Source organism: Proteus sp. Marseille-Q3619, from assembly GCF_965283115.1.
In genome coordinates this window covers 259,258-277,407 of sequence record NZ_CBDIMP010000001.1, presented here as the reverse complement: position 1 = coordinate 277,407, position 18,150 = coordinate 259,258, and the positions used below count along the sequence as shown (strand labels likewise).

The following is an 18,150-nucleotide window of genomic DNA, read 5'->3' as shown; positions in this document are numbered from 1 at the left end:
ATAAAAGGAGCATAAATGTTCAAATATTCATTCATCGCTGTGATTGTTTCCGGTTTAATGTTATCTGCGTGTACTCATAGCCAACAAAAATTGGCTGAAAGGCAAATTACTGCACCAGAGGAAAAGGCAGTTGAAACACAAAAAATGCCTCGATGGAAACAAGTGAATGTTGCATCGTTAGAACAAGCGTTTCCTAAAGAAACTCGCACTTCTGCACAATTTCCTGCTTATGTTGAAGCGTTAAAATTGAAAGCAGCTCAATTGGGATATAAACAAGAAACAATAGATTTTGCTTTTTCAGAAGCACATTTTATTGAACGAGTGATTAAATCAGACCGTAATCAACCGGAAAAGAAAATCACACTCGATGTTTATTTACCGCGCATTGTCACCAATGGGCGTTTAAACCAAGGGGCTAAACTTTATCAAGAGAATCAAGATACCCTAGAACAAATCAGCAAAAAATATGGTGTGCCTGCAAACTATATTGTTGCGTTATGGGGACTTGAGAGTGGCTTTGGTAAGGTGCAAGGCAAAGAAGATGTTGTCTCTGCACTTGCAACGCTTGCGTTTGAAGGCCGTCGAGAAGAACTTTTTGCTCGTCAATTGATGGCAGCATTAGAAATTATTGAAGAAGGACATATCCCTCAAGGACAGCGTCTCAAAGGCTCTTGGGCGGGTGCTATGGGGCAAACTCAGTTTATGCCATCTTCCTTCCTAACTTATGCCGCAGATGGCAATGGTGATGGAAAAATCGATATTTGGAATACTCAAGAAGACGCATTTGCTTCGGCTGCTAACTATTTAGCGACTGAAGGTTGGAAAAGTGGACTTCCTTGGGGAGAACAGGTTACTTTATCGGTAGATTTTAACCAACAGCTTGAAGGAATTAAGACCGAACAGAAAAAAACGGTCGCTCAATGGAAAGCGTTGGGTGTTCAATTACCTGTAAATAGCCAATTGAACGATGCTATGACTGTATGGTTAATCATTCCTGATGATGATTTGCACAGAAGCTATTTAGTAACACAGAACTTCCGTACGATTATGCATTGGAACAGCTCTTACTTTTTTGCCCTCAGCATTGTCACAATGGCTGATGGCGTTGCTAATAAAATAAATTCACTACCTAACGCGAGCTAATCGCGTTTTTATAGTGAAATAAAACACAGCAATTTACCTAAAAGGAACACATTATGTATCAACATCGTGATTGGGAAGGTGCGTTACTTGATTTTCCTGTCAATAAAGTGATTTGCGTTGGCAGTAACTATGCAAATCACATTAAAGAGATGGGATCCGTTCGCTCAGAAGAGCCTGTGATTTTTATCAAACCAGAAACAGCAATGTGTGATATTCGCCAACCTATTGCTATCCCAAAAGATATGGGAGCGGTTCATCACGAAATTGAATTAGCGGTACTTATCGGTCAGCCACTTAAGCAAGCTAATGAAGATAGGGTTGATCGTGCAATTGCGGGTTTCGGTCTTGGTCTTGATCTCACATTACGTGACTTACAAGGTAAATTGAAAAAAGCAGGGCAACCATGGGAAAAAAGTAAAGCATTTGATGGCTCTGCACCATTATCAGGTTTTATTCCTGTCAATTCATTTGGCGACCCGCAAAATGCGGATTTAATGTTACGTGTTAATGACGAGATTCGTCAGCAGGGTAACAGTCGTGATATGCTAACCCCTGTTTTACCCCTTATCAGCTATATGTCTCGCTTTTTTACCCTACGTCCTGGTGATGTGATTTTAACGGGGACACCTGAAGGTGTTGGTCCTCTAGAATCAGGCGATATGTTGGTATTAAGTGTTAATGAACATCAGCTGACAACGCGGGTTATTTAATTCGTATTAGATGAGCAATAAGGTAATAACGTAGAGATGACACAGGCTTTTTGGCAGACTAAAACATTAGATGAAATGAGTGATGATGAGTGGGAATCGCTCTGTGACGGATGTGGACAGTGTTGTTTACACAAGTTAATGGATGACGATACTGATGAGATATATTTTACCAATGTCGCTTGTAATCAGCTAAATATTAAAACTTGCCAATGCAGCAATTACGAAGATCGTTTCCGTTATGAGCCAGATTGTATCAAGCTTACACGGTATAATTTACCAACATTTGAGTGGCTACCAATGACATGTGCGTATCGCCTGTTAGCAGAGGGTAAGACGTTACAAAGTTGGCATCCACTTATTGCAGGTAATAAAGCAAAAATGCACCAAGGCAATATTTCCGTAAGATATATTGCGGTGCCAGAAACGGAAGTTGAAGATTGGGAAGATCATATTCTTAATCGTCCGAAAGGGCGTGGTTAATTACTTCTTTTCATTAAAAAGCGCCTTTATAGGCGCTTTTTGTTAAGGGAGCTAAGTAATGACAATAGATATTGCTGGGTCAGCTATACCGATTGACATGATGTCAATGATAAAAAATTCCTGATTTGATGCCAATAAGAGAAAAAATATTCATCAAATAATCTTTTTAAGAAAATTTATTGACGAGATGGGAAATATAGTCCATGATTACTCTCATGGTGGGAAATTTGAATTTCACCAACTAAATGAATAAATGCCTCGCTTATGCGGGGCTTTTTGCATTCTAGTGCTGTGAAAATTCCCGCCATATTTTATAGCAAAATTCTGAGTCGTATTCAGTCATTGAAAAGCACATTAATATTAAAATGATGCGTTTTTCTTTATCGTTTATTACCAGAATTCACTAAAAGAGAAGAATGGATTTTCTCTTATCTAAAACATTAAAACTCGCTTAGGCGAGTTTTTTTGTTTCTTCATTTTATAAAAAGGAATTTTATATGAAACGTATTACCCCGATTATTTTATCGCTTCTTATGGTTTCAACTAGCTATGCCAATTCAGAGACGATGGTAGGGCCTGATCTTGAAACACAACCATCTGCCGTTGCGCGTGATACTTCAATGCGTGCAATGAATGATGAAAACTGTGGTATTGGTTGTCCATTAGGAGGCAGTGAAACCACAATTCAACGTGATGTTTATACATTAAATAATAATAGCGAAACCAAGTTTGCGGACTGGGTTGCTTATTTAGTGACTAAAGACAGTATTGGTAGTGGTAAAGCACGTAACTGGAAAAAAGACCCAGCTTTAGGTAATGATGAAACCTTATCGCCAACGGATTACAAAAATGCCAATGCCACATTAAAAGTTGACCGTGGTCATCAGGCGCCTTTAGCTTCATTGGCTGCGTTGCCTGGTTGGAATGCACTTAACTATCTTTCGAATATCACACCACAAAAAGCAGATTTAAACCAAGGTGCGTGGGTGCGATTAGAAGATCAAGAGCGTAATTTGGCAAAAGAAGGTCATAAAGTCTTTACAGTTACTGGTCCTATCTACGAAAGAGATATGGGTAAATTGCCAAGTACAGATAAAGATCACACAATTCCAAGTGCTTATTTTAAAGTGGTTTTTCTAAATGATTCACCTGAAAACTCCTCTTATGCAGCGTTTATTATGGATCAACAAACACCGAAAAAAGCAAATTTCTGTGAATTCCAAGTAACTGCGGCAGAAGTGGAAGCACGTACAGGTCTAACACTCTGGAGTCAATTACCTGAAAGCGCTCAAGGTGTGAAATCTCAATCTGGTGAGTTAGTCAAAAAAATGGGATGTACGGTATTAAAATAAGATTTTAAACCGATTTCTTAGTAAGTAATAAAAAAGGTCACTCAATTGAGTGACCTTTATCAATATAGTTAAATGGCTATAATTTAGCGGTTTTCAAGATTAATAAGCTGGTGGCGCTGATTAAAAAACTTCTTATAGGTTAAATAGCAAGCAATAATGGTTGAAATACTGGCTGTTGCCATCAACATAAAAGTCACCATAATTTGATATTTAACAGCTTGTAATGGATCAACACCGGCAAAAATAAGCCCTGACATCATACCTGGTAAACTTACAATACCCACAGTTTTTGCTGCATCAACGGTCGGGATCAATGAAGATTTAATGCTATCTCGAATAATACTCATTGAGGCTAATTTAGGTGTCGCACCAAGGCTTAACATCTCTTGCAATTGCTGTTGTTGATTTTGAAAACGTTGACCCAAATTATTGTAACAAAGCCCTGTTGCTATCATCGCATTACCCGCAATCATCCCCGTAATAGGAATAATTTGAATTGGTGTAAAAGCAATAGAACTGGTGAGCAATAAAATAGTTAAAGTTAATAGTGCCCCAGTTGTAATAGCAGTAAATGAGATCAGAAAAATATCTTTAACGTATTTACTTCGCTTTTTGGCATTATGAGCTGCGTTATAGCAGATAAATAACACCATTAAGAAGGTGAGAATAAAATGGTCAACATGGAAAATATAGGTCAAGACATAGCCAACAATTAATAGTTGAATAATGGCTCTTGCTGTACTCCAAATAATATCTTTTTCTAAAGCTAGTTTTTCTTTACGACTAATAAAAATAGCCACGAGAACTAATAAAAGCGAGAAAATTAGAGATTCATTGCTTATCGTATGTTCGTTCATAATATTATGTTCGCTCATAACAAAAGGGTGACTGAGAAAGAAATAAAAAATCAGGCATCATTGTGAGAAGGTAATAAGATCACATCATCAGCGTGTTTTATTTCATTTTGATCGTGAGTAACCCACAACACAGCAAGATTTTGATCTTTAACGTAGTGGTGAATAACATCATTCACTTTTGTTTTATTATCTTCATCTAATGCACTTGTTATCTCATCAAGTAATAAGATTTTTGGCATAAATTGCAGATTTCTTATCAGTGAAATACGCTGCTTTTCACCGCCCGAAAGTTCATTAATTCCTTTTTTCATAATGGATTCAGGTAAACAAAAATAATCCAAATCATGTGCTAGTTTCTTATCATCCACTGAGAGTTTTCGTAAGAAATAAGGAAATTTAAGGTTATCGTAAACAGTTTCACCAAATAACATAGGCGTTTGAGTGCAATAAGAAACTTGTTGACGATATTCTTCGGGTGACAACGTTAAATAGTCTTTATTTTCAAAGAAAATTGAACCCTTGGTAGGTGATAATAGAGAAGCGACAATCTTGAGTAAGGTACTTTTACCACAACCTGAAGGGCCTGTGATAAGTTTAAATTCAGAGGGTTGAAGTTCAAAATTGATATCATCGAGGATAGTTTTGTTATCGACTCGATAACTTATTTTATCAAGACGTAAAAGTGCAGTCGTGCTTTCCATTCTTATCCCAAACTTAAAAGAGAGAATAATAATTATTATACAGAATTAACGATATAAAGATCCTGCTTTAAATCAGTTAGTAAGCAAATTTGTTACTATTGAAGTATAGGATAATAAGAATGCGAGCCAATAAAAAAGATAAAATTATTTTGTATATTGAGAGTACCACTGCTGTATATCGCTGATTATTTCATTCGTTAAACGCTCGCCTTGTTCATTATAAAACCCATGATCTAGCTTATTGTATTTTATAAATTTCACATTAGGCTGATTGATATCTTGGCTTAATTGATGAAATGCATCGACATTTACATTAGTGTCATTAAGTGTCTGAATAATTAATACAGGGGTGTGTTGATTACTTTTAATGACTTTGAGTAAATCGATAGTAAAAAATTGTTGCCACCATATTTTACTGTGTTCGCTTATAAATTGTTCATCATCTATTTGATTATTTTTTATTGCGTCAGCAAATTGCTGAAAGCCATTTAGAGCATCTTCAACGTGTTCTTTCGGTGTGGTATGACGGATATTATAAAGAACATCATCAAGAAAAAAACGCCCCCCGCCATTTAACGCAATAGCTGCTTTAATATCATTGCGCTTAGTTACCACTAAATGCACCATCGTGGCGCCTTCACTTCCACCAATTAAAATAATATTTGGATACTGTGAGGATAATTTATCTAACACAGCCTCATAATCTTCGATTCGTTGCTTGGGATTATCATGACGCTTATAGCTTTTAGGGCAATCAACACGTTCGCCATCATATTGTGAATAAGGTAATAGGGCTGTAATACCGTATTTTTCTACCATGAGAACATCACTATTTGGTAACCACTGACCAAAGGTTTCTTGGATAAACATGTTATTTTTAATGCTGTTACAGTCAGAGCCTTGCATTAATACTAATAGAGTTTGGTTTTTTTCAGCTCGTTTATCCAAGTAATAGCTAATTTCACTACCATCTTTCCGTGGGAGTAGATGTGTCGATATTTCTGCATAACTTGCAAAAGAAGGAAGCAAAAAAGTAGAGAGTAAAAATAGAAGTGAAATGCGCATAATCACCTTATTTGTTTTTGTAGGGAGGTAATACGAAATTTTATTTTAATAATAAGTAAACAGCTAATTTAGTGAATTATTGTACAGAAACAAGTGATGAAAAATTTATCGCACAGATAGCCACTATGAAATTAATCTGCTATTAATAAAATAGCCTGAAAATTCAAGCTATTTGAGGACCATCAATGGATAGGAACGAAATAATCAATCTCTAAGGTTTTTGGTAACTCCATTAAATCAACATCAGTTTCTATACTGACATACCTTTCAATATCAGCGCCTAAGCGACGACATAAACCTAACGCAGGTAGCGTATAAAAATAAATTTTCATCGCAAACTGCTTATATTCTTCTAATGTTCCCTTAAATTGAAATCGGACATAACGTCCTCCTTCTATCACTCTTTTTCTAAAACCACTGGTTTTTGTAAAATGATCTAAGTTATTCAAGCCAATTTCATAGTCAATTTGGATTTTATTTTTACGTAAAGTATTGGGTTGGTATGAGATAAGCACCGTACTTTCCGTAAAATTTTTATCAGTATACAGTAAAAAATCATTCCAAAATTGATGACGAATATCTTCATGTAATTTGCCAATATCTTCTATAGAGCAAAAATATTGATATTGCATGCCGTAAACATAACTGTCTGGTAATTCCATAATTTTAGGAATAGGCAAATCAATAACATCAAAATTAATGGGAGGCTGGAAATTATTACCACAAAGGTTATCAAGTTTACGATATTCCGTTGGTGTAACACCAAATGTTGCTTTAAAGCGACGAGTAAATGACTGTTGAGAATCAAACTGATAACGCAATGCAACAGTGAGAATAGGTAATTTTGTTAACCGCAACTCCGTTGCGGCTTTTGTTAAACGTCTTCCTCGAATATAAGAAGCAAGCGTTAAACCCGTTGCTTGTTTAAATACACGTTGTAAGTGCCACTTTGTGTAACCTGATTTAATTGCCACATCATCAAGTAACAACGGTTTTTCCAGATTCACCTCAATCCAGAGAAGGAGTTCTTTGATAATTTCTATATTAAATGAGGATAAGGTATTGGAGGGGATAAGCCCATTGTACTGAGATGACATGATGATTTCCTGAAAATATTTTGTTCAGTTTACACGAAACTGATACCCATATATTATTACATACTTATGGTATGTTTTAAGGGTTTTATCATGAAAATAAAATCACGGCAACAAGAGAATTCAGAGCAAACGCGTTCTGCGTTACGTGAAGCTGCACAAGAACTATTTATAAATCAGAACTATTGTGATGTTTCTGTTGATGAAATATCACGTCACGCAAGAGTAACGAAAGGGGCGTTTTATCACCACTTTAGTAATAAGAAAGCCCTATTAAAAGAGTGCTATCTTTTTCAGGTTGATAAAGTTGTTGAAAAACTGGTTCAAATTCCTACCTATGATGATCAATGGCAAGAGTTAGAGGCTATTTTTAGTTTCTGTGTTGATCATATTTATCAACATAAAGATAAGCTTATTCCCCTACAAGAAATAATTTCCGTTCTAGGTTGGAAGGAATGGGATGAAATTGATTCACAAATTCTTATTCCTCGAATAAAAAAATGTGTAGATACGCTTTATGATAAACAAGAAATTTGTACCTATTCTCCTGATATTGTCGTTAATTTAATTTATGGATTTGTTACGCATATTGCGATTAATTTAAAAAATGAAACTACATTACCTGAAAATGCTTGTAAGGACTTTAAAACGATATTTTCTGATTTTTTAATGGGAATGAAACAATCTTCAATAAATGTGAAAAACCATAAATAGCACAAAAATAATGATAGGTGTGATGTACATTGGGTAAAAATAAATAGAGCAAAGGATCAGAATATTATGACAATAGAAGTGCCTAAGAGTCATTTCACCGCAACGGGCCTTGTATTCAATGAACAGGGCAAATTCCTTCTCCATTTACACTCTAAAATAGGTTGTTGGTTACCACCTGGTGGTCATATAGAAGAAAATGAAGAGCCGCAAGATGCAGTATTAAGAGAAATAGAAGAAGAAACAGGCTTACTGTGTGAGTGTCTTTGCTATCAACCTGAATTTAGCCTTAACCTCAATAACAATGATGTTATTGAGCTTGTAAAACCTCTCGCCATTTTAAAAGAACCCATCCACGATAAAAAACAAGGATTTCATTATCACATTGATATGATTTACCTTTGCAAGCCGCTAAAAAATAGCCGATTAACAAATAATTCTTTCCAATGGCTTTCTTTGAAAGAAGTTAGAAAAATAGAAACCCCATTGAATGTGATAAGACTTATTGAACTAACTGAAAAACTATTAATAGAAAAAATTATTTAAATTTCTTAATAAAGCTAAATTACTCATAATAAATAAATAAAAAATAAAAGCAGTTTTTAGAAACTGCTTTATTTTTATTGGAAATAAAACACTTTTAAAACTCACTATAAATTAATCTCAGAATTAAATTAATTAATGTTAATAGGTAAATATACCTATTAAAACTTAATATGAAAATACATAAATAAAATCAAAAAAACTAAAATATAATTAATAAATTATCTTTTTCTGAGTAAAATAACCTTCATTGCGAGATATTATATAATTAATTTGTATCTGGATGGATAAAACAATCGTTTATTTCATAAATGAGAAATGGTTTTCACTGTACTCTAAAGTTTTCTCTCATTATTACCGACATTATAAACAAAGGTAGATCCTACGTGCCTTTATATTCTAATGAATAAATCTTAGCCTTATTTTATTGACACTAGGGAATATGCTCTTTACCAGAAAAAGAGTGCATTCTGATATCTTACAAATGTACAGATAAAAAACTCTGTATATTTTGATGGAATATGACCATGTTTAAAAATATCAGTATAGAAAAGACCGTTAAGGTCATGCTGGCCATTTTGTTTGCGTTGATTATGAGCATTATTTATTTTAGTTATGATGCATCCACTCGATCCTACAATAATTTCGTTTCATCAAATAGCCTCAGTCAGCAAATGTTACTTATGGGCAAAGCGCGATATCAAATGGCTGTGATCAGGGCAAATATTAATGGGTTAGATGGACAATTACGCGTTAATGAAAAACCCTCAGCAAAATACTTTCACCAAACCGCAGAGTATATTGAAATAACGCGTGAAGAGATCCATCGTTGGTCAGATACGGAAAAGCTCACCCAAGAAGGGCGAGCATTAGCCGATGATATGACAAAGCGTTTTGATGAACTGCTGGATATCTTCACTGGCGCACTAGATAAACTGCGTAAAGGTGAGCTAACAACACACTCTGCCAGTGTTAAAATGGATGAGCTAAATGATATTACTATGCAATATTATGCTGTCGCTAATGGCATTGAGAATAGCTATATCGATATTGCAAAAACATCCCAAGAACGCTTGATGTTGGTGTCGATTTCTATTGGCACTGTCGTTATTCTCTTATTTATCTTTATATTACGTTGGTTCTCTCATACGTTTATTGGCAATATCAAAATCTTAATCAACATCTTTAGTAAGATGAGCCAAGGCGATTTAAGTATGCGTGTAGAGAATCATGGTACTAATGAATTTGGTCAGTTATTCAATGAAATGAATAAGATGAAAAATTCATTAAGCCATATGATCGCATCTGTCAAAAATGCAGTGAATACCATCAGTGTAAGTGCAAGTGAAATTGCGACAGGAAATACTGATTTATCTTCCCGTACTGAGGAGCAGGCTAGTGCATTACAAGAAACTGTTGCGAGCATGGAGCAAATTAAAACAACAGTTGAGAAAAATGCGGATAACTCGCGTGAAGCTAGCAAATTAGCACTAACAGCAACGGCATCTGCTCAAAATGGCGAAAATGTGATGGATAGCGTGGTAGAGACCATGTCTTCAATCTCTGAAAGTGCGAAAAAAATTGCAGATATCAATGACATTATTAACAGCATAGCCAATCAAACGAATATTTTGTCACTGAATGCGGCAGTTGAAGCAGCAAGAGCAGGTGAGCAAGGTAGAGGATTTACCGTTGTTGCGTCTGAAGTGCGCAGTTTAGCTAGCCGCAGTGCCGAAGCTGCAAAAGAGATCAATGATTTGATTACGCACTCTGTTAATAAAGTGCATGTTGGTTCGCAACAGGTTGCTCAAGCTGGACGTTCAATGTCAGAGATCGTTACAACCATTAACCAGGTAAATGACTTTATGCAACAGATTGCCCTTGCTTCTAATGAACAAAGCATGGGTATTAACCAAATCGCGTTGGCTGTCAGTGAAATGGATACCGTTACTCAGCAAAATGCAGCATTGGTTGAAGAATCAGCAGCTATCACAGCAAATATGGATGATGAAGCTCATCAATTAGCTAAATTGGTTTCACAATTTACAGTAGATGAAGAGAGCGAAATCCTTTCACGTTTTGATTCAACACAATCAACAGAAGTTATCGATACTCAAGAAAAATAAGTGTCGTATCGGTGATAAATAAAATAAGCCCCCTTGGCTAATCTATGGCTAAGAGGGCTTTTTATTACATTTATTCTTAATGCTTAGAATTAAGCTTTGATCTGATTAACGCACTCATTACCTGAAGCAATCTCTTTAATATTGTGCAGAGTTGTTTCACTAATACTGATTAAGGCTTCTTCTGTTAAAAATGCTTGATGTCCAGTAAATAACACGTTATGGCAAGAAGAAAGACGACGGAAAATATCATCCTGAATAACGTCATTTGATTTATCTTCAAAGAAAAGATCGCGTTCATTTTCATAAACGTCCATTCCCAGTGCACCAATTTTTCCTTGTTTCAATGCATTAATCGCAGCCGCAGAGTCAATCAATGCACCACGACTGGTGTTAATAATCATCACACCATCTTTCATCTGTGAAAAAGCAGTTTCATTTAATAGATGATGATTATCTGCGGTTAATGGGCAATGTAATGAAATTACATGGGAGTTTGCGTAAATCGTCGCCAAATCAACATATTCGGCACCTAAATCAAGTACGGCTTGATTTGGATAAGGATCATAAGCAAGTAGCTTCATGCCAAAGCCTTTTAATATGCGTAATGTCGCTAATCCTATTTTACCTGTACCAATAATACCGGCAGTACGATTATGCATATTAAAGCCAGTTAAGCCTTCTAATGAGAAGTTAGCATCACGAGTACGTTGATAAGCCCTGTGTATACGACGATTAAGTGACAGCATCATACCAACAGCATGTTCTGCAATAGCCTCTGGTGAGTAAGCAGGAACACGGACAACAGTTATACCTAATTCAGCGGCGGCTTCTAAGTCAACATTATTAAAACCCGCGCAGCGTAATGCGAGAATGCGTATATTAAGGCTAGCAAGTTCTTGTAAAACCGCACGATTTGCATCGTCATTGACGAAAATACAGACAGCATCAGCGCCAACGGCATTTTTTGCAGTTTGTTCTGTTAAATTAAAATCGAAATATTCAATATCATAATGATATCCATTATGTTGATTGACCCATTCCATGTGCTTACGATCATAATGTTTAGTACTATAGGAAACGATTTTCATCCAGTCTTCTCTACTCTCGATTAAATTTTTATTCAGAGGCTGGAAAAACAAGAATTATCCAGCCCCAATATGAAAGAAATTAATACTATCATTATAAACAATTTAACGAGGTAAGTGGATGATTCAGGTTTGTTTAAAAGGAATATAATGTGTTGTTAAGAAAAACAATCAAATGGACAGGGACGATACTACTAGGCACTGGTCTAATAGGCACTGCTTTATGGGTGTCTATTCCTCGTTGGTTACCTGTTGTTGCTCATTATTACTTACCTGAAGGTGTAACTCTTTCTTTATCACAGCCCAAATTACAGCGTATGGGTGTTTCAATTGAAAACATCGTATTTAAGACAGAGAGCTGCACTTTAGCTAATCTTGATAACTTTGTTTTCTCTTATCAAAAAGAACAGATTGATAAACTGCGATTTAATAGCCAGCAACTTGCCATTGATGAACAATGTTTTTCAATGATGCCTGTAAGTAAGCAAGAAGAAACTGCAACCGTTCCTCTTGAGATAAATTCACTACTAACTTCAATACCTCATTTATTTGTCAGCATCGAAAATGTACTCTTAAAAGAAAATGCACGTTATCAAGGTTCTTTGCAATTAAGAACACAAAATAATGGAAGATTAATGACTTACCAAGGAGAAAATGTACAACTTGGTATTTTTATTAGAGATAACCAATGGCTTGATATTAAACGGTTCAAAGTGAATTTGCCTGATGACAATAACATTGAACTTGCTGCTGAAATAGCGCTTCCTCTTGATGTTGCTTCATTACCAGAAAAAGGAACCATTGATGCGACACTATTGACGTCTCACTACGCTTACCCATTGGTTGTTATTCTTGAATGGGTAGGAAAATCTGGCACGATTTCGCTTGCTGAACAAGGTGGTGGCCATGCATTGGCTTTATTACCTTGGAAAGTGACACCTGAAAATATAGTGATTGAACAAGGTCGTTGGGAATGGTTTGGATTGGATCAACCTTTGCGAGGCGGTGTAAATATTAATATCGCTCAATGGCAAAAAGGATTGACGGATTTAAGACTAACTGCACGATTAAACGTGATGACAGAAGGCAAAGCGGGAAAAGGGAATTTAGTCATATCGATCCCTGAAACCGCAGTAAATTGGTTAGATGCACAAATCCCTATTCAAATCACTGGTATTGTTAATAAAGAATTAATGCAAGCCAGTGCGCAATTACCTGTTAAAGTCACTGGCATGTTGACCGATCCTACTGTTGAATTTCAATCTGGCTCTTTGTTTCGTTTTAAAGGACCACTTACTGAAACGCTTACCATCACAGATGCTCGTTTACCTTTAGCCGGAACCACACTTTCATCAAATGGTTTTAATGGTCGTTTAAATGCGATAGTTGTTGCCCAAGATAGTATTTGGGGGGATTACCGTATTCATTTTCAAGGTAAGGCGATTGATTTTTTACCTGACAATGGGACTTGGCAATGGCGCTATTGGGGAGAAGGGGATTTATTGCCTTTAAAAGCACGTTGGGATATCGCAGGAACAGGGTACTGGGCTGATAAAGTGGTTAGTTTTGAGAAACTCAATACAGGTTTTGATGTTTTAAAATATCAACATACTACGATGACTGCACCTCGATTATCTTTAGAAAGTCCGTTTCGTTGGGTAAGAGATGATAAAAAGCCTTTATTTAATGGAAAACTAAAGTTAACGAGTCAACGTATTGATTTCTCTGCTGGTGGTTTTTTAGATAAGGCCGATTTTATTGCCACAGTCAATGGTGATTCGCCTTTTAATTTTAATGTAAAAGGCGAATTAAGTGCTAAACCCAATATAGGACCTATTGCAATAAATACGCGTTGGGATGGCGCAAGATTAAGAGGTCAAATGCGTTGGCCTTCACAACCTATTAATGTTTTTCAATCGCTCTTGCCAGAAGATTTAGGGATCACTCTTGATAAAGGTGAACTCTACACACAAGCAGACTTTTCTATTGCACCAGAACAAGGATTAGTAGCAGGAGGGCATCTTGTTGTTAAACAAGGTGGAATGTGGCTTAAAGATGGTGTTTTAGAAGGTTTAGATTTTATTTTGCCTTGGCGTTTAAATGGCGACGAATGGCAATTAGGTGTTAAACAGCCTGTCCAGTTACGGATAAAGCGTGTTAATAATCTTTTTGACATGACGGATATTACGGCTGATCTTCAAGGTTTTTACCCTGCAACAGAAAATAAACCGTTAGTTCTATCTAATGTGAATGTAGCTATGCTTGATGGAACCATTTCATTGGCAAAACTCACAATTCCACAACATGATGCAGCGATTATTTCTCTTGATAACATTCAATTAAGTCATCTTTTTACTTTGTTAAAAGTGACGCAGTTTGCGGCATCAGGTAAAGTTAGTGGTGAATTCCCGTTTTTTATTAATAATAACCAATGGATTATTAAAGATGGTTGGCTGGCTAATTCATCTTATTTAACGTTAAGACTTGATAAGGATTTTGTGGATTCTATTGATGAAAATAATATGTCTGCGGGCGTTGCTATGGCATGGTTGCGCTATTTAGAGATCAGTCGTTCTTGGACTCGCGTTAATTTAAGTAATTTGGGTGAGTTGGTATTAGAAGCAGAAATCAATGGAACGAATCCTCTAGAAGATAAACGTCGACAAGTTAATTTAAATTATCGACATGAAGAAAATGTCTTCCAATTATGGCGAAGTTTACGATTTGGTTCACAATTGGAAGAGTGGTTAGAAAAGAGCTTATCAGATTTAGGGAGTGAGTCAGAGTGAAACCATTATTCTTAAGAAAACTATTCTTACTAACAGCTTTGATGATGGGAATATCAGCATTAACAGGATGTATTCGGTTAGAAGTCGCCACACCGGATAAGCCCATTAACATTAATATGAATGTAAAAATTGAACATGAAATTAATGTAAAAATAGATCGCCAAGTAGAAGATCTGTTAAAAAATAACAGCGCCATTTTTTAAAGGATAAATGATGAATTATAAAAAATATCTCTTAAGTTTTGCGCTAATGATAGCTTTAGGTAGTGCAAATGCCATAGCATTAACGCTTGATGAAGCAAGATCTCAAGGATTGGTAGGAGAAACCTTTAGTGGTTATATTGAGCTTGTGCAAACTAATAACAAGCAAGCTCAGCAACTTGCAGATGAAATAAATCAAGCAAGAAAAGCAAAATATGCTGAAATTGCTAAGACTAATCAAGTGACACCAGAATCTGTTGCTCGCCTAGCGGGTGAAAAATTAGTGGCAAGAGCTAACGAAGGTGAATTTGTTAAAGGGATCAATGGGAAATGGGTAAAGAAGTAGCTTAACCTTAAGTAGATACTTAACTCCATTTTAGTTATTGTAAAAGCACGATTTATTATCATTATTTATCGTGCTTTTGTTTTTGCTTTTTATTATTAATTAATCATACTCATTAAAAAAAACAATATCATCATTTATTGTCATAATAAAATGAATGTTTGATTCTATATAGCCCGATGCTGGTGGCATATTATCCTTTTTTACATAGTTAACTAAAAAATAAAACTCAGCCTCTCCATCAATCAGTTCTTCAGTAAATTCACTCTCTTTATTGAGATTTATAGGTCTTTCTTCCACATTGTACAATAATTGAAAAGCAATATTACTGCTTGCATTATTGTCATTAATCGTATTTTTTAAGTAACCAGTTATATGATCAATACTGGTATTTTCAATTTTTAAGCGAACATCCCATAACTTTTAGAACAATCTTTGATAGAAATAAGAATAATATGAGGATCTGTGTTTGCTAACTCACCCGCTTCATACGATAAAAAGTCATTTCCGTTAATAGAAAATCTATCACTTGTATTTTCATAAATATAACCCATATCACAGCTTAGTGGAATATCGTGATCACCACGTCTTGGTATTGATGAAAATGAGAATGATGAATAGAGTAAAATTATAATTAAATAAACGAAATGTTTTTTATTTCTCATATTTAGTACTTTTGTTTTTGAATTAAAGACAATTAATTTCTTTTTTTATCAGGTTTTTTTTTTTCATCGGAACTCAAATTATAATTAAATTGACATTGTTTATCTTCTCCCCATTTTACTCTGATTAATCCATTATCAGGAATGGCAGAAAGAAAAATAATATTATTTTCTGTCACTAATCCTTGTGAGATAATATTATTCTCTTTATCTAGCACGGTAACTTTTGACGCAAAAGGAAGGGGAGTTATTGACTTAAAAAGAATACGATAGCCAATTTTTATTGGAAAAGTAATTTTAGGTATTGCGCCTAATGTAGGAATAATATTTTTATTATAATATTCAGTCTCAGCGGATTGAGGAAGTGTTGTAGCATTGAGTTTAATATTATTTATTCGATAGGGCGTAATATTATTTAAAATTAAGTTACCAAAGATATCTGTTTCTAAATTGGGCGAAAATGATGTTTTAATACCAGTAATGCCTTGTGTGTTCACTAATGCAAAGGTCTTACTTAAACGGGGGTTAGTGTAATTCCTTCTGAATGAAGTAATAATGCACCATTAACTGAAAGATTGTAATTGTAATTATTTTCTGATTTGTTTCCAGAGAAAAGGTAAGATTGATAATTATTTTGATAGCGAGCATGAACAGAAAATTGATCAAATTTTCTTTTAGGATGATGTGTATGCTGATAGCTTACTGAATATCCTAAATTATTATTCAGTAATGTACCACCAATGTTTGTATTGTTTGAATAACGTTATTTACTTGATAATTTGTTTGATTATTCATCCAATGATGATGTGCATTACTTCCTATCGGGATCTGAAAGTTAAATGAAAAATAATGATCTGAAAAAATTTTTTCTTTTTTAAAATCATATTTTAAATTATAGTTTATTTTATTTATTGAAGATGAAAATGATGTTCCTATTTCATATGTTTTAGATGAGTTATCATATAATTTATCATTGTAGTGTAATGATATATAACCTATTTTATTAATATTTTTAGATAAAGAGAATGAGTGTTCTTTTTTTATCCTATTTTCTAATAAAAAACTATCTAAATAATGATAAAAGGATACTCTAGAAGTAAAGTAAGTTTGTGTTATTGGCATGTTTTTTTGATAACGAAATTGATATTTAATTTTATCGTTGTTATTTTTCTCATAATTAATGTCTGTCGCTAAACCGCCTAATATACCTAAGTCTAAAGATAGCCCTAATAAATAGTTATGTCTGTTATCTCGTTTTTTTATGGCACTGTAAGATGTGATTTTTTGACTAAGCCCATATGAAAACTCACCTAAAAAGAAAAGAGGTTTTTTATTATTCGGATAGTTAGTTAATGTACCCGATATAATATTATATTGATAATTTCCTTTATTTAATTGATTCGGTAATGATGTAAAGTAGTGTGTCGAAACTTTTACTCTTCCATCTGTTTCTTTGATTTCCAAAGTGAGTTTTTCACTTCCTATTGAAGGTAATGAATTTAAAAGAAAAGGGCCGGGCGGAACCGTTGTTTCATAGATGATTTTATCATCTTGTTTTATGATAACGTTAGCGTGAGTATCTGCAATACCTTCAATAACAGGTCTATTAGCGTAAAGTGTATTATTTGCAATTAAATTATTGGATATTAATTGAAAGCCAACTATTTTATCATTTGATAATATTCGTGTTGTGGGTGAAAACTTACCTCCATAAAAAAGAGAAGAAAAAGAATTAATTTGTCGATATGCATAAATTGATGAAAGCTTAGATTGATGGCTATCTTTCCTCCAATTAAATCCACTTTGGCTACGTACACGCCAAGCACCTATATTAATACCTGAGTGCAAATTAAGTTTTTGCTCAGGTGATTTTTTCTGATGATATTTAATCCAATAGGAATATTGAGTAAATAATGCGGTAATTCCGTCATCCCAGTCTTGTTCATTGATTACATAGTCTGTTTTTTTTATTAATGCTTTTTGTGGAATGTTCAAGTTTAACTTTTGGTTGGAAAACTGGTACTTAAAATCAATCGAATAATCGCTTAAAATTATTGGGTCTGGGTTTTCTTTATTGATGGTGTAAAAATCGGTATCAATACCAAGAGATATTAAATCCTTAACAGAAAGAGAGGGCGTTAATTTATTTTCTACATCTTTATAATAGAGAAGTTTTACCATTTTTTTCTATTATTAATATGAATAATAGAATGATAGAACCCTTCAGGCTTTTTATTTTCAAGAAGTAGCTTAATAGTCTCATCATTAATATTAGAAAAGGAATTAGAA

At 34.6% G+C, this 18,150-nt stretch carries 18 protein-coding genes and 1 pseudogene; 10 read left to right on the top strand and 9 right to left on the bottom strand.

Annotation, left to right across the window (positions count from 1 at the left end; translation table 11 throughout):
* Positions 1 to 15 precede the first annotated feature (15 nt).
* The 4 genes from ACWPWK_RS01255 to ACWPWK_RS01240 all read left to right on the top strand — a co-directional run bounded on the left by ACWPWK_RS01255 (position 16) and on the right by ACWPWK_RS01240 (position 3,685).
* Positions 16 to 1,143 carry a lytic murein transglycosylase gene (locus ACWPWK_RS01255; RefSeq protein WP_109372251.1) on the top strand — a complete coding sequence of 376 codons (1,128 nt, stop codon included), beginning with the start codon at positions 16 to 18 and terminating at the stop codon, positions 1,141 to 1,143.
* Between the two features lie 53 nt (positions 1,144 to 1,196).
* Positions 1,197 to 1,853: a fumarylacetoacetate hydrolase family protein gene (locus ACWPWK_RS01250; protein WP_100159367.1), complete on the top strand. Its 657-nt coding sequence runs from the start codon at positions 1,197 to 1,199 to the stop codon at positions 1,851 to 1,853.
* A 36-nt stretch (positions 1,854 to 1,889) separates the two neighbouring features.
* Positions 1,890 to 2,333 (top strand): YcgN family cysteine cluster protein, encoded by a 444-nt coding sequence (locus ACWPWK_RS01245; RefSeq protein ID WP_088495473.1) that lies wholly within the window; start codon positions 1,890 to 1,892, stop codon positions 2,331 to 2,333.
* Positions 2,334 to 2,953: 620 nt separating this feature from the next.
* A complete protein-coding gene (locus tag ACWPWK_RS01240) occupies positions 2,954 to 3,685 on the top strand; it encodes a DNA/RNA non-specific endonuclease (protein WP_232797488.1) in 732 nt (243 codons plus the stop codon).
* Between the two features lie 83 nt (positions 3,686 to 3,768).
* Here the strand turns inward: ACWPWK_RS01240 and fetB are convergent, their stop codons facing one another.
* The 4 genes from fetB to ACWPWK_RS01220 form a co-directional block, all read right to left on the bottom strand.
* Positions 3,769 to 4,542: an iron efflux ABC transporter permease subunit FetB gene (gene fetB, locus ACWPWK_RS01235; protein WP_109372253.1), complete on the bottom strand. Its 774-nt coding sequence runs from the start codon at positions 4,540 to 4,542 to the stop codon at positions 3,769 to 3,771.
* A 50-nt stretch (positions 4,543 to 4,592) separates the two neighbouring features.
* A complete protein-coding gene (gene fetA / locus ACWPWK_RS01230; protein ID WP_109372254.1) occupies positions 4,593 to 5,243 on the bottom strand; it encodes an iron efflux ABC transporter ATP-binding subunit FetA in 651 nt (216 codons plus the stop codon).
* 144 nt (positions 5,244 to 5,387) lie between these two features.
* Positions 5,388 to 6,308, bottom strand: a complete 921-nt coding sequence (locus ACWPWK_RS01225; protein ID WP_109372255.1) for an alpha/beta hydrolase family protein — start codon at positions 6,306 to 6,308, stop codon at positions 5,388 to 5,390.
* A gap of 182 nt (positions 6,309 to 6,490) precedes the next feature.
* Positions 6,491 to 7,405, bottom strand: a complete 915-nt coding sequence (locus ACWPWK_RS01220; RefSeq protein ID WP_109372256.1) for a helix-turn-helix domain-containing protein — start codon at positions 7,403 to 7,405, stop codon at positions 6,491 to 6,493.
* Between the two features lie 90 nt (positions 7,406 to 7,495).
* On the opposite strand from ACWPWK_RS01220, the gene ACWPWK_RS01215 reads away from it, so the two are divergent.
* The 3 genes from ACWPWK_RS01215 to ACWPWK_RS01205 all read left to right on the top strand — a co-directional run bounded on the left by ACWPWK_RS01215 (position 7,496) and on the right by ACWPWK_RS01205 (position 10,782).
* Positions 7,496 to 8,116 carry a TetR family transcriptional regulator gene (locus ACWPWK_RS01215; RefSeq protein WP_109372257.1) on the top strand — a complete coding sequence of 207 codons (621 nt, stop codon included), beginning with the start codon at positions 7,496 to 7,498 and terminating at the stop codon, positions 8,114 to 8,116.
* A 66-nt stretch (positions 8,117 to 8,182) separates the two neighbouring features.
* A complete protein-coding gene (locus ACWPWK_RS01210; RefSeq protein ID WP_109372258.1) occupies positions 8,183 to 8,659 on the top strand; it encodes an NUDIX hydrolase in 477 nt (158 codons plus the stop codon).
* Positions 8,660 to 9,183: 524 nt separating this feature from the next.
* Positions 9,184 to 10,782, top strand: a complete 1,599-nt coding sequence (locus ACWPWK_RS01205; RefSeq protein WP_109372259.1) for a methyl-accepting chemotaxis protein — start codon at positions 9,184 to 9,186, stop codon at positions 10,780 to 10,782.
* 89 nt (positions 10,783 to 10,871) lie between these two features.
* Here ACWPWK_RS01205 and ACWPWK_RS01200 read toward each other — a convergent pair whose 3' ends face one another.
* Complete coding sequence (locus ACWPWK_RS01200; protein ID WP_109372260.1) at positions 10,872 to 11,870, bottom strand: 2-hydroxyacid dehydrogenase; 999 nt, start codon at positions 11,868 to 11,870, stop codon at positions 10,872 to 10,874.
* A gap of 149 nt (positions 11,871 to 12,019) precedes the next feature.
* Between ACWPWK_RS01200 and ACWPWK_RS01195 the strand changes: the two genes are divergently transcribed.
* The 3 genes from ACWPWK_RS01195 to ACWPWK_RS01185 are packed head-to-tail and all read left to right on the top strand — an operon-like array spanning position 12,020 to position 15,202.
* Positions 12,020 to 14,656 (top strand): YdbH family protein, encoded by a 2,637-nt coding sequence (locus ACWPWK_RS01195; protein ID WP_109372261.1) that lies wholly within the window; start codon positions 12,020 to 12,022, stop codon positions 14,654 to 14,656.
* Positions 14,653 to 14,859 carry a YnbE family lipoprotein gene (locus ACWPWK_RS01190; RefSeq protein ID WP_100159376.1) on the top strand — a complete coding sequence of 69 codons (207 nt, stop codon included), beginning with the start codon at positions 14,653 to 14,655 and terminating at the stop codon, positions 14,857 to 14,859. The genes ACWPWK_RS01195 and ACWPWK_RS01190 overlap by 4 nt, the downstream gene beginning before the upstream one ends.
* Before the next feature lie 10 nt (positions 14,860 to 14,869).
* Positions 14,870 to 15,202 (top strand): YdbL family protein, encoded by a 333-nt coding sequence (locus ACWPWK_RS01185; RefSeq protein ID WP_109372262.1) that lies wholly within the window; start codon positions 14,870 to 14,872, stop codon positions 15,200 to 15,202.
* A gap of 99 nt (positions 15,203 to 15,301) precedes the next feature.
* Here the strand turns inward: ACWPWK_RS01185 and ACWPWK_RS01180 are convergent, their stop codons facing one another.
* The 4 genes and pseudogenes from ACWPWK_RS01180 to ACWPWK_RS01165 all read right to left on the bottom strand — a co-directional run.
* Positions 15,302 to 15,499, bottom strand: coding sequence for a hypothetical protein (locus ACWPWK_RS01180; protein WP_454208189.1), 198 nt, complete (start codon positions 15,497 to 15,499; stop codon positions 15,302 to 15,304).
* A gap of 101 nt (positions 15,500 to 15,600) precedes the next feature.
* Positions 15,601 to 15,864 carry a hypothetical protein gene (locus ACWPWK_RS01175; protein WP_454208187.1) on the bottom strand — a complete coding sequence of 88 codons (264 nt, stop codon included), beginning with the start codon at positions 15,862 to 15,864 and terminating at the stop codon, positions 15,601 to 15,603.
* A gap of 32 nt (positions 15,865 to 15,896) precedes the next feature.
* On the bottom strand, positions 15,897 to 16,079 hold the full coding sequence (locus tag ACWPWK_RS01170; RefSeq protein ID WP_454209233.1) for a FimD/PapC C-terminal domain-containing protein: 183 nt from the start codon (positions 16,077 to 16,079) through the stop codon (positions 15,897 to 15,899).
* 129 nt (positions 16,080 to 16,208) lie between these two features.
* Positions 16,209 to 18,042: pseudogene (locus ACWPWK_RS01165) on the bottom strand (fimbria/pilus outer membrane usher protein); the annotation flags it as partial.
* Positions 18,043 to 18,150 lie beyond the last annotated feature (108 nt).